Source organism: Mycolicibacterium brisbanense, assembly GCF_001570425.1.
Classification (GTDB): domain Bacteria; phylum Actinomycetota; class Actinomycetes; order Mycobacteriales; family Mycobacteriaceae; genus Mycobacterium; species Mycobacterium brisbanense.
The window spans coordinates 131097-143735 of the sequence record NZ_BCSX01000011.1; the positions used below are offsets into that span (position 1 = coordinate 131097).

General features: G+C 65.9%; 8 protein-coding genes and 1 pseudogene. 2 read left to right on the forward strand and 7 right to left on the reverse strand.

From position 1 onward, the window contains the following. Positions 1-5: 5 nt before the first annotated feature. The 4 genes from RMCB_RS04860 to RMCB_RS04875 form a co-directional block, all read right to left on the reverse strand. Positions 6-905, reverse strand: coding sequence for an alpha/beta hydrolase (locus tag RMCB_RS04860; RefSeq protein ID WP_234791996.1), 900 nt, complete (start codon positions 903-905; stop codon positions 6-8). A gap of 178 nt (positions 906-1083) precedes the next feature. Beyond that, positions 1084-3027 (reverse strand): thiamine pyrophosphate-dependent enzyme, encoded by a 1944-nt coding sequence (locus RMCB_RS04865; RefSeq protein ID WP_062827874.1) that lies wholly within the window; start codon positions 3025-3027, stop codon positions 1084-1086. Beyond that, complete coding sequence (locus tag RMCB_RS04870) at positions 3024-4646, reverse strand: glutamate synthase-related protein (RefSeq protein WP_062827875.1); 1623 nt, start codon at positions 4644-4646, stop codon at positions 3024-3026. Before RMCB_RS04870 ends, RMCB_RS04865 begins: the two co-directional genes overlap by 4 nt. A 94-nt stretch (positions 4647-4740) precedes the next feature. Then, positions 4741-5916, reverse strand: a complete 1176-nt coding sequence (locus RMCB_RS04875; protein ID WP_201028232.1) for a DUF3500 domain-containing protein — start codon at positions 5914-5916, stop codon at positions 4741-4743. A gap of 110 nt (positions 5917-6026) precedes the next feature. Here RMCB_RS04875 and RMCB_RS04880 point away from each other — a divergent pair, with 110 nt between their 5' ends. Then, on the forward strand, positions 6027-7772 hold the full coding sequence (locus tag RMCB_RS04880; protein ID WP_063979580.1) for a helix-turn-helix domain-containing protein: 1746 nt from the start codon (positions 6027-6029) through the stop codon (positions 7770-7772). A 15-nt stretch (positions 7773-7787) separates the two neighbouring features. Here RMCB_RS04880 and RMCB_RS04885 read toward each other — a convergent pair. Next, a pseudogene (locus RMCB_RS04885) lies at positions 7788-8138 on the reverse strand (pyridoxamine 5'-phosphate oxidase family protein); the annotation flags it as partial. A 360-nt stretch (positions 8139-8498) separates the two neighbouring features. Here RMCB_RS04885 and RMCB_RS04890 point away from each other — a divergent pair. Next, positions 8499-9692: an FAD binding domain-containing protein gene (locus RMCB_RS04890; protein ID WP_062827879.1), complete on the forward strand. Its 1194-nt coding sequence runs from the start codon at positions 8499-8501 to the stop codon at positions 9690-9692. Between the two features lie 148 nt (positions 9693-9840). On the opposite strand, the gene RMCB_RS04895 is transcribed toward RMCB_RS04890, so the two are convergent. Continuing rightward, on the reverse strand, positions 9841-11130 hold the full coding sequence (locus tag RMCB_RS04895) for a histidine phosphatase family protein (RefSeq protein WP_109784173.1): 1290 nt from the start codon (positions 11128-11130) through the stop codon (positions 9841-9843). A 227-nt stretch (positions 11131-11357) separates the two neighbouring features. Beyond that, positions 11358-12620: a histidine phosphatase family protein gene (locus tag RMCB_RS04900; RefSeq protein ID WP_165606252.1), complete on the reverse strand. Its 1263-nt coding sequence runs from the start codon at positions 12618-12620 to the stop codon at positions 11358-11360. Positions 12621-12639 lie beyond the last annotated feature (19 nt).

Sequence of the window (12639 nt, forward strand, 5' to 3'; positions counted from 1 at the left end):
GCGGCTCAGCTTCCGAACGCTGTGGTCAACGCCGACGTTGCCTGTGCCATGGCGGCGCGGGCGGGACTGGACCGGCACAGCGCGTCGAGCACCACGAATCCGTGGATGACCGAGCCGTAGCGGACTGCCGTTGTCGGAGCACCCGCGGCAAACAGCTTCGCGGCGAACGCCTCACCCTCGTCGCGCACCACGTCCGCCTCCGCGGTGACGATCAAAGACGCTGGGAAGCGGGCGAGTTCGTCCATGCTGGTATGCAGAGGGGAGACGGCGGGATGGCTGCGGTTCACACCATCGGGCGCGTACTGATCCCAGCACCACCGCATGGTGGTGCTGTGCAGGTGGTATCCCCGACTGAATGTGCGGTGTGATTCGGTGTCGCAGGACGCGTCGGTGATGGGACAGAATCCGATGAACTGTCTGACAGTCATGTCCCTGTGCCGCAGGCAGTTCAATGTCAGGGCGATGGCCATCGTGGCGCCGACGCCGTCACCGCCGACGGCGACTCTGGTGGTGTCGAGCCCGTGGCGGGCGCCCTGGGCGAACACCCACCGTGCGACGGCGCAAATCTGATTGAGTGCAACGGGGTAGCGGGCCTCGGGTGCCAGAGCGTATTCGGGAAACACCACGGCGGCACCGGTGTGGGCCGCCAGCTCGCCCACCAGGCGGTCATGGCTGCGGGCGCCGCCGAACACCCATCCGCCGCCGTGCACGTAGATGAGCACCGGAAGTCGGCCACCGAGGTTCGGTGGCAAGACAATTCGGAGGGGTACCCGTCCCGCCGCGCTCGCGACGGTGAACCAAACATCCGACACCACAGCGGGTTGGTGCTGCCAGCCGTCGACGATCCGCCGACCCACGGCCGGCTCGACCGAATCCAGTTGCGGCAAGGCGGCCGTCTTCGCCAAGAAAGCCTGCGTCGCCGGTTCGAGAACCGTACTGCGAGGATTGACGATCAACGGCGTCCCCCTCGTTCGGCCCTTTCAGTATCCGTGACGGGCCGTGCCGAGGACATCAGTCAAGTGACGGCTCCGGCTGCGCGAAAACCGCGGCGATCGAGGACAATCCGCTGTGGCTGGTGTGGATCTAGTGGCTGCTCGGGTCGGTGAGGATCTCGATCAGGGCGGGTCCGGGGTGGTGGAGGGCCTCGGTGATCGCCGAGCTCAGATCTTGTGCATCGGTGACGCGTCGGCCGTAGGCGCCGCAGTCTCGGGCGTAAGCGGCGAAGTTCGGATTGTGCAGGGAGGTCTGCCACACCGCGTATTCGGCGCTGCGTTGTTCCTCGCTGATCTTGGCGAGTTCGCCGTTGTTGAGCAGGATGTGGGTGATGTTCATGCCGTACTTCACCGCGGTGGTGAAATCGGCGAGGTACTGACCGAAGCCACCGTCGCCGGTGATCGCCACGATGGGACGGTCCGGTGCGGCCGCCCAGGCCCCCATCGCCGCGGGAAATCCGAATCCGATGGATCCGAGATAGCCCGACATGAGCACCGACTGTTCGGTGGTCTCGAAGTACCGGCCGAACGAATACGCGTGATTGCCCACGTCGACGGTGAGGACCGCATTCTGCGGCACCAGGCGGCTGAGTTCCTCGAATACGGTGGCGGCCGCGACCCGCCCGCCCGGCGTCTTGACGGCGCGGCGGCCCTTTTCGGCGCGCCAAACAGCCCACCGCTCAGCCACTTCCGGGCGCTGATCCACCAGCGCCGGGTTTGAGCGAAGCCCGTCGAGTAGGGCGGCGGCCGTGACACCCACATCGCCGAGCAGCGGAACCTCCACCGGACGGAAACGGCCCAGCATCATGGGGTCGGTGTCGACCTGGATGATCGGCTTGTACGGCGAGATCCCGGTGTGGTTGGAGAACGAGGCGCCGAACACCAGCAGCAGGTCGGCCTTGTTCATCATCCAGGAGGCCACCGGTGTGCCGGAGCGCCCCAGTACGCCGCAGGCGAGCGGGTGAGCGTCCGAGATCTGCCCTTTGGCCTTGAAGGTGGTCAGTACCGGTGCATTCAGCCGTTCGGCGAGGGCGACGACGGCAGGCATGTCGAACTTCGCGCCGGCACCGACGACGACCAGTGGCCTGGTCGCGCTTTGCACCACCTCGAGGGCCTGCTCCAGTGCCGACGCGGGCGGTGCGACCCGAAGGTCGGGTAGGCGGCCACCGGGTCCGGACGCCAACGCGTCCGGGGCTTCGAGAATCTGTACCTCGTCGGGCAGCACGAGATGGCCGACGCCGCGTTCGAGGATGGCGTGTTTGAGGGCCATGGTCATCAGTTCGGCGTGGTCGGAGCCGGACCGCACCATCGACGAGTACACGGCGACATCGGCGAACGCCGCAAGCAGGTCGATGTCCTGGAACGCGCCCTTGCCGGCCACCGATGAATCCACGTTGCCTGAGAGGGCCAGCACCGGGGCACGATCGGATTTCGCGTCGTACAGACCCGTCAGCAAGTTGGTGGACCCGGGCCCGGCGATACCGAAGCAGGCGGCAGGCCTGCCGGTCAGCTTGCCGTAGGCGGCTGCCGCAAACGCCGCGGCGCCCTCGTGTCGGATGCCGAAATACCGTAGCTTGCCTGCTGTTTCCGCGCGGTGCATGGCTTCGGCGATACCGAGATTCGAGTGGCCGACCATGCCGAAGACGGTGTCGACGCCCCAGTTGGTCATGGTCTCCACCAGCACGTCGCTGACCGTGCGCGGATGTGGAGCCGGCGGCGGGGTGCCGACGTAGATGCCGTCTTCGCGGACCTCCACCGGATAGGTGCGCACGTTGAAGTCGGGACCGCCCGCGGCCTCACCGGTGAACGGATCGAAGTCGAAACCGTGCCAGGGGCAACGGATCTTGTCGTTCTCTAGGGTGCCCTGCCCGAGTGGGCCGCCCTGATGCGGACAGCGGTTGTCGATGGCGCCGTAGCGGCCGTCGAGTCGGGTCAGCGCCACGGTCTTGAGCCCGACCGGACACATCGTCACCTCACCCTCGTCGAGGTCGTCGGCGTCAACGGCCTTGTGCCAGGCGAGGTCCTGTTCGGTCACAGTGGTGTGGCTCCTGCATACGGGACTCCGCTGAGGTAGGCGAAGTCGCGGTCAAAGGTGACGAGGTCGTCGAGGGCGAAGTCTGCCAGGCGTCGGTGGCCGCACGCGCGCGCGAGTACCACCATCAGGTCGACGGCGGCGCGCAGGAAGCGATCCAGGCGCTGCGCGGCGGCATGAGACGGCAGGCGCGACCGCAGCCGCGGGTCCTGGGTGGCGATACCAGCCGGGCAGGTATTCGTGTTGCAGGCCCGCATGCCGACACATCCGATGGCCTGCAGTGCCGCATTGGACAGGCCGATCGCATCGGCCCCCAGCGCCAAGGCCTTCACCATGTCGGCAGGGGTGCGGATGCCGCCGGTGACCGCGAGGGTGACATGGTGGGCGTGGGCGCTGTCCAGGTGCCGCCGGGCCCGGGCCAACGCCGGAATGGTGGGCACCGAGATGTTGTCGCGGAAGATCGTCGGGGCAGCGCCGGTACCGCCGCCGCGGCCGTCGACGATGAGGTAGTCCACCCCGATCTCGAGTGCGGCGTCGATATCACGCTCGATGTGTTGCGCACTCATCTTGTACCCCACCGGGATACCGCCGGAGACGTCACGAACCTGGGCGGCGAAGTCCTTGAACTGCTGCAGCGAGGTCCAGTCCGGGAACCGGGCCGGCGAGATCGCGGCGGTGCCCGGCGCAAGGTCGCGGACCTCGGCGATCCGGCCCACCACCTTGGCGCCCGGAAGGTGCCCGCCGGTACCGGTCTTGGCGCCCTGCCCGCCCTTGAAATGGAAGGCCTGGACCTTGCGTACGTGGTCGAAACTCCAGCCGAACCGACCGGATGCCAGTTCGTAGAAGTACCTCGAATTCGCCTGCTGCTCTTCGGGCAACATGCCGCCCTCACCCGAGCAGATCCCGGTCCCGGCGAGTTCTGCACCCGCCGCCAGTGCGGTCTTGGCCTCTTCGGACAGAGCACCGAAGCTCATATCACTGACGAACAACGGGATGTCGAGCACCAGCGGGCGCAGCGCGTTCGGGCCGATCACCGTTTGCGTGCTCACCGGCTCGTCGTCGAGCAGCGGCAGTCGCGCCAGCTGTGCGGTGAGCAGCTGGATCGAATCCCACGACGGCAGTTCACCGCGCGGCACACCCATCGCCGCGGTAGGTCCGTGCCCGCTGCTCAAACCGTGCGCGGCCCAGTCGTGGATCTGCGTGACGAACGGCTCCTCGGCGGTGTCGCTCGGTTTGATCCACTTGCCCAGATAACCGTCGTCAGCGTAGGTCTGCGGGTTCGCCCGCGCGAAGTCGGCAATGGCCGATTCGTCGAGATACACCGAGTCGTCGGACACCCACGCCGGGAAGGTGGCCAGCGCCACCGCCGGGTTGACCGGCGATACGCCGGACTCGATCTCGTAGCGCCAGCCATGGACACCGCACACCACGAGATCACCCTCGACGCGGCCGTCGGCCATCAGCGCTCCGCGGTGGGCGCAGCGACCGTACAACGCCGACACCTGCTGCCCGCGACGCACCAGCAGCACGTCGACACCAGCGGCGACCACCGCATGCGGAGTGTTCTCGGGTAGTTCAGAGAGCGAAGCGACACGCAATGCGGTCACCGGTTCAGTTGTCACGAGCTCATCTCCACCGTTGCACTGTCGACCATCGCGGCCGCCTCCGCATCAGTCATGTGACTGATGCCGTGACGTGATGCCGTAGGGGCGCGACCTACCCCAACGGGGGCCGGGAATGAAATTCGGCGCGGTGGCGGGCCAGCACGTCATCACCGAAATCCGCACTGGGATCGCGCCATACCGTGTGGATGTGGTTGACGTCGCGCTGGGTGTTGTCGTACTCGGCGAGCAGGCGCGGACCCTGGAGTCGGTAGTAGTGCGGTTGGCCCCGTTCGACCCCGCCGGCCCAGGCGAAATGTACGGCGTCGAGTTTGGCCCCGGCGAACTTCTCGGCCTCCCGTTCGGCGAGTTCCTCGGGGATTCTACCGACGAAGACGTCGAGCACGGCCCGCAGCAGCTCCTGTTGGCTTTTGGTCATCGCGCTTGCCGCAACGCCTTTCGGAGCCGTCGTGAGGCTCAGGGCGCGAAGATGCTCGGGCCGCAGTCCGGCCGCGACTTCGGACGCGTCGTGCATGGAGTGGACCAGGTTGCGCAACCGAGGCTCGGTGAACGGCGCCCGCCAGACCTCGGGGAGCGTCATCATCTCGTCGCCGTCGTGCAGATGCGGGCGGTTGCCACCCACGATGTCCACGGGGGCGACCGGACTGATCAGCGCCTCGGCCACCTGTCCCTCGTCGAGAGACCGGACCAGTTCGCGAGCAAGGTCTTCGGCCGCCCCGAGCGGTCTGAGCAGATGCCCGCCGAGCAGCGGCGACTCGGCGGGATCCGCGCCGAGGAAGCTCGGCGAGCTGGAGACCACCGCACCGTCGCGGACCGCATGCTGAACCGAGACGTGGTGGCCGCCGAAACGCCATGACCACTCGCCGCGCAGGTCAGGTTCGCCGAATACCTTCAGCCAGTACATCTGTGGATCGCGGCCGCGTTCCCGGCCCCAGTCCACCTGCCAGTTCTCGACCCGGTCGAGGACGTTCTCCAGGCCCATGATCGTTGTCGCGGTGACATAGCCGGGTTTCGAAAGGCTGGTCGCGACCAACTGCATCGCAAGGCCTTGCTGTGCCGGCCGCATGTGGGCCAGCGGAAGCCCGCCGTGGTCGGTCGGGGTGTAGAACCAGCGGTGGCGTTCCTCCTCGGACGGCCATGGCGCGACCGCCTGGTCGAGTTGGTCGGCCGAGAGCGCGGCCAACCAGGCCCGTGCCGATGCCACCATGCGTTCTGCCGGGTTCATCGCGTCCTCCCGCTGAGTACGAGCGAGCCGATACGTGCTGCTCAACCACGAACACTACGCAGCGCAAACCAGCACTGGACTGTGTGAATGCACAGCATGTAGCGTCCGCAGTGTTGATTCACCCAAGGTTTTTGGTTCCAACGACGGGGCTCGAAATGCGTACGTACACGAGTGGTGAGATGCGGCAGTGGCTGGGCGGGGTCGGTGACCTGGCTGCCGCCGTCAACGCCGCAACGCCGTTGCCCAAGCTGTTGGACCTGATCGCCGAAACCGCCTGCAGCCTCACCGGTTACGAGGCCAGCGGGGTGTTGCTCGTCGACGACGAGCGGCATCGGCTCTACATCTCCGGTTCGTTCGGGCTGTCCGTCGAGTACGTCGCGGAGGTCAACGAGCGCAGGACGATCACAGTCGATTCCGGTCCGTTGTCAGGCGGGCCCTCGACCTGGGCGTTCCGTTCCGGCGAACCGGCGATCGTGCGCGACATCCTCGCCGACCCCACGTTCGCCCCGTGGGCCTGGCTCGCCGACAACTACGGATACCGCGCGATGGCCGCGGTGCCGCTGCTGGTCGACCGGGCCCCGGTGGGGACGCTGAACTGCTACCGGACGGCGGTGCACGACTTCGGGCCGGATGAAGTCGCACTGCTGTGGACGCTCGCGAACCAGGCGGGCACCGCGCTGCAGAGTTCACGGCTGATCAGTTCGCTGACGGAACAACGGCGCCTGCTCGAGCAGTCCGAGGACATCCACCGGGAGCTGACCGAAGTCGCCCTGCGTGCCGGCGGTGTGCAGGGAGTTGCCGACGCACTGGCCCGCCTGCAGCGCCGCCCCGTACTCGTCACGGACAACTCCGGTGCGGTGATCGCCAACGCCGCGTACGAAGGGGTGCAGCTCGCTCCGGAGCCGATCATTCCTGACCAGCTACCCGACGGGATAGGGGAAGTGGCGTACCGGAATCGGGTGACCGCGCCGGTGTCGTTGGGGCGTGACGTGGTCGCGCGGCTGTGGCTGCCGACGCGCCTGGCCGATCTCTCCGAACTGGACCGGCGGGCGCTGGAGCACGCGGCGGTGGTGTGCGCGTTGGAAGTCCTGCGTCAGCGGACCGCGACCGACGTCGAATGGAGCCTGCGGTCAGATCTGCTGGCGGATTTCCTCGCCGGGGCTGCCGTGGAGGCCCTGGCCACGCGTGCCGGGGCGCTCGGACACGATCTGACACGCGCCCACACGGTCATCGTGGCGGCCTCCGACGGCGACGGCGGTCCTGGACGGTCGCGGTCCTTGCTGTCGACCGTCCGGGCGGTGGCCGCGCAATGCGAACCCCGCCCGCTGGTGTCGAGCACAGGCGGTGACGTGCTGGTGTTGTGGCCCGACGCGTCACGTTCCGAATCGCCGGGACAGGCAGCCGAACGCATTCGGACCGCGGTGAGCCGGCTGGCGGGAGCGCATACGGCGACCGTCGTCGTCGGTCACCGATGCGAACGGCTCACCGACGCCCGCGCCGCGATGGGAACCGCCCGCGCCGCACTGGAATTGGCCCGGCTGCACGGGACGAATCGGGTCGTCACCCTGCCCGATCTCGGTGTCTACGGGCTGTTGCTGCAACTGAACGATCCGCACGAACTCGTTCGTTTCGCCGACCACACGCTCGACGCGTTACGCCGCTATGACGAGCGGAAGAACGCCCAGCTCGTCTCGACCGTACGGACGTATCTCGAGCAGGGGATGAACGTCGGCCGCACCGCGGCAGCGCTTTTCGTCCATCAGAACACGATCGGGCTGCGGCTCAAGAAGGTCGAGGAGGTCGCGGGGTTGTCCTTGCAGCAACCGGAGTCGTGGTTGCAGCTGAAGCTCGCTCTGATGGCCGCCGATGTACTCGGCGGGGCAGAGACAACCCAGGCCTGAGACTCCGGTGGCCGCTCACGGTTTGCCGAATGTGGCGACCGAGTCGACGGCGAACTCGAACAGCACCCGGCGTTCGTTGCGGCTCGGGTCGCGGAAGGTATAGCCGTCGCCGGTGCCGAGGTATTTCTGGGCCATCCGGTCGATGTGCGCGGTCACTTTGCCGCCCTCGACGGCATCGTTTTCCGAGATCTCGCGGGCGACAGTGGCTTTGATGCTCATCCAGTGGAATGGGTTGGCCGGGTTCATCAGCATGAACGTCACCTGCGGGTTGTTCCTCAACCACTGCACCTTCTTGCGATGGGACGCCAGGTTGAGCAGCACCCGGTCGCCTTCGTAGTCGACCCAGACGGGGGGAGAGGTTCGGCCGTCCGGTTCCCCCGATCACCGAGATCACGGCCGTCACCGGACCGTCGAGCAGTTGTTTGTAGATCGGGTCGAGATCGTCGAGGCGGTGGAGCTCGTCGCGCTCACCTACCTCGAACTGTCCGGCCTGAACGCCGTCGGCAATGTCTCGTATCTTCGCGACACCGATGGGCATGTTTACCTCCTGAGACGGGCGCCGGCGTGCCGCCGGCATCGTGCTTTCCGACGCTAGTGCGACGCCCGACAGGGGTGACTGGGGTTCTACACAGCGATTTTCTGAACTGCTGTGGAAGCACACAGTCCGCAGCTGATCTGCGTGTCGCAGAGTTGACCGCATCAGCATCACGCCAAGGAGGTTCGACCATGCAGTCCTACGTCGGTTCACGGGCCATCGTCGTCGGCGGTTCGATCGGAGGGCTCACCACTGCGCTCTTGCTGCGCAAGTTGGGCTTCGTGGTGGACGTGTTCGAGCGAACGCCCACCAACCTCGAGCACCGCGGCGGCGGGATCGTCCTGCAACCCGCCATGATGCGGTGGTTCGACGGGCACAGCACCCGGCAGATCGAAGAACTCAGCACCGAGAGCTCACGCCTGCGCTACCTCGGCCGCGACAACGAAGTCCTGCACGACGAGCCGGCACACTGGCGATACACCTCATGGGACACGGTCTATCGCGCGCTGCTGAGCGACTTCGGTGCCGAGCACTATCACCTGGGCGAATTCTTCGCCGGGTTCAGCCAGGATGCCGACCATGTCGAACTGCGGTTCTCTTCGGGGCGTAGGGAATCCGCCGACCTGGTCGTGTTCGCCGACGGCATCAGCTCGACGGCTCGCCGGCGGCTGTTTCCCGACCTGGCGCGCCATTACTCCGGCTACGTCGGGTGGCGTGGGACGGTGCGCGAGGAACTGGTGAGCGACGAGACGCGCGCCATCCTCGCCGATGCCCTGACATACAGCCTGGGCCCGAACACTCAGGCCGTCATGTACACGATCCCCGGTATGGACGGTGAGCTCGAAGTGGGACAGCGGCTCCTGAACTACGTGTGGTACCGCAACGTGGCCGACGGCCCGGAACTGCACGAATTGACCACCGAGGTAAGAGGATTCGAGGCTCCGGTATCGCTGCATCCGGGTGCGGTGCAGCAGCGCTACATCGACGAGATGAAGGCCGCCGCTGTCCGAGATCTGGCGCCGGCCGTGGCCGAAGTCGTCGTCGGCACCGAGCAGCCTTACCTCCAGGTGGTTTTCGATACGCGCATTCCGGCAATGGCCGATGGGCGCATCGCGATCATCGGCGACGCCGCATTTGCCGCTCGACCCCACGCGGCGGCGGGTTCGGCCAAGGCCGCAGCGGATGCCTGGGCGCTGTACGAGCATCTCGGAGCTCACGACGGCGGTATCGCCGAAGCGCTGAAGCTCTGGGAGCCGGGGCAACTCGAACTCGGCAACCGGCTGGTCGACCGGGTCTCGGCGATGGGCGCCCGCTCACAGTTCTCCAACACCTGGGTGCCTGGCGATCCCGATCTGCGCTTCGGTCTGTACGGGCCCGGCGAGTAACTTGACTAATCGAAATACCCTGCAAACAAAGGAATGTGACCGCCGAATGGTCCTCGACGAGACCGGAGCGGGGCGCGACAATTCTCACCAACTGACCGACGAAATTGCCCATCTCCGTGCGGAGATGGGCAATTCGCGTCTGCGCCGGTCAGGCCGCGTCCTTCTCACCGTCGGCTTTGGGTGACTCGCCGGTGGCCCGGGACGTGCCGGCCCGACCGGTGATCTTCTTGACCGCGTCGCTGAGCTTCTGGACCGACGAGGCCACCTGATCGGAGGTGCTCTGCACGGCCTCGCGAACCCGATCTCCGCTGCGGTTGACCGACTTCGTCACGCCGGGCAGGGCCTTATTTCCGTCGGACAGATCTGTCGCGCCACGGGGCTTCGACTTGACGGTGGTGTCGGACAACTTCGGTGCGCCCGTGAGGCTTTGAGGTCCGGCGGCCGAATCGATGGTCTCCTCGGCGTTCTTGACGTTCGCCTCGACAGACGTCTTGACGGTGCTGACCGCCGAGGACAGCGCCTGCTGTGTGGAAGCGGCATCGGTCGGCACGGCGTCCTTGCTCCGGTTGATGACCTCGGCGTTGATCGCGCGGCCGAACTTGACGACGGAGAAGCTCGCCGTGGCGATGGCGTGGTTGATCGCGGTGGCGATGGTGGCCGGGTCTGGCGTGGTGAAGGCTGCCTTCACACTGTCGGCGGCCTGCTGTAGCTGCCGGGTCAAAGTGCGGACCTGCAGTTGTACGTTGGTTTCGAATGCCGGTTGGGTGCCGAACTTTTCACCGTCCCAGTCCACCAATGTCCAACCGTCTTGGGGATTGCCTTCGATCACCACGTAGCTGGTGTTGGTGAGCGGATGGGTGGTGAGCAGCCTGATCTTGTCGGCAGTGCTCAGGTTCTGGGCGTTCATCATGGTCCAGAACATGATGGTGCCGCCGTGGGAGAACACTGCGACGTTGCGGTCGCCGTTGTCGTACATGGTCTGCAGAGCGCCATCCACCCTGGCGTCGAATTCGTTGCCGTCGATCGAGCCAGGGATCCGGGCACCGCGCTGGCCCGCGAACGCCCACGCTATCGGCGCTTTGAGATACCCGTTCATGGCTTCTTTCTCGGGAGTGCCCTCGTAATCACCCGCTTCGATTTCCTGCAGGCCGGGCAGGACCTGAATGGGTAGGCCGAGGTATTGCGACATCGGTGCCGCGGTCAATTGCGTGCGCACCATGGTCGAGGCGTAAATGGCGTCATAATTGTTGTCGCCGAGTTTCTTGGCGACGTCCTGGGCCTGCTGTTGTCCTTTGGGGGTGAGTACCGGACCGGGTGTCGACGTGTCGATCAAACCCGAAGTGTTGCCGTATGACTCGCCGTGCCGGATGAACGTCACGCGCATGACCTCGGCGGCGTTGGCGACGGGGATCGCCAGGCAGAAGGCGAGAAATGCCATGGCGACACCTCCCAGGATCGATTGTTTTCGCGTCATGCTGATGTGCCTCCGTAAGCAGTAGTGGGGACGGTCCCAGGAATTGTTCGGGAAATCGCAAGGAATTTGGCAGCTTGTCCCGGTGTCCGGGATGTCAGTTTGGCGAATTGTCCATCCCCGCGGCTGAATTCGCGCGCGACAATTCGGTCCCTTGGGCGAACCAGGGATGGTTATTTGCCGGGAGGTTTACCTCACGCGGCGTCTTTCGACGTGCTGTGCGATCCGCTGTCGGCGGACTTGTCGGCGTTGGTCAGCTTCTTGACGGTGTCTCGAACCCTTTGGCGCGCAACAGAAGCGCCCTTGCCGGAAGCTGCCTTGTTGCCGGTGGTGAGATTCGTAGCGCCATTGATTTTTCGGGTGACCTTGACGGCGTCGCTCTCGGTGGACGAGGTCAATTTGGTGGCGGCGGTGCTGTCGGTGTTCGCCGTATGTGTCGCCGGCGCAACGTCGTTCAGTGTGTTCGGGATGTTGGCGATTGCGTTGACGGTGTCGGTCACCGAGTCTTTCACGAACTTCACCCCCGCCTTGGCGACGTCCTGCACACCCTGAGCGCCGGTGCTGACGATGGCAGCGGCGTCGGGCTTGAGAACGGGTACCCGCATGTTGTAGACCGCTTGCTGCGGCGCGACAATCAGATCGCGGACATTGACGAACATCTGGGTCGGGTAGTCGGCCGGGCCGACCTCTTGGCCGGCCCAGCTCTTCAAAGTCCAGCCACCGTCGGCATTCTCATCCACCACCACGACGTCACCGTTGGTCAGCGGGTGCTGCACGATCAACAGCAGGTTCGGATTGTCGACGTTCATCATGGTCCAGAACATGATGGTGGCGCCGTGGGAGAACACCGCGGCGTTCTGATTGCCGTCTTCGCCCGCCGGGGTGTCCGCCTCGATCTGCTTCATGGAGTTGGTCATTCGCTCGTTGAACTCCAGGCCGGTCTCGCCGCCGGGGACCGGGACGAACTGCAGGCCCAACGTCCAGGCCAGCGGAGCGACGATGTAACCGATGCGGCCGATACCGGTCTGCTCGGGCAGGCCCTCGAAGATGCCCGCATTGATTTCCTGCACGCCGATGCGCTCGCCGGCGTCGGTGTTCTTCGGATAGCCGATGACGGTGACGGGCAGGTTCACGTCGGTCGAGAGTGGCTTGGCGGTCTGCTGGGTGCGGACCATGGTCGACGCATAGATCGCGTCGACAGACCCGTATTTGTCGGTGTAGGCAGGCGAAGTGAGGTAGGCGGCGACGGCGTTGGCCTGGTCCACGCCCTTGGGTGTCAGATCTGGGCCCGGTACCGAGGTGTCGATCTTGTTGGTGGCATTGCCATAGGACTCTCCGTGCCGGATGAACGTCACCGTCATGGCGGACGCGGGCAGCGCGGTCGCCGCCAAGAGCGCGCAGGCTGTCAGGGTCGTTGCAGCGGCCCCGGCGGTCCGGCGTCCCGAGAGTGTTCGCATGTAGTTCTCCATCCGTTCG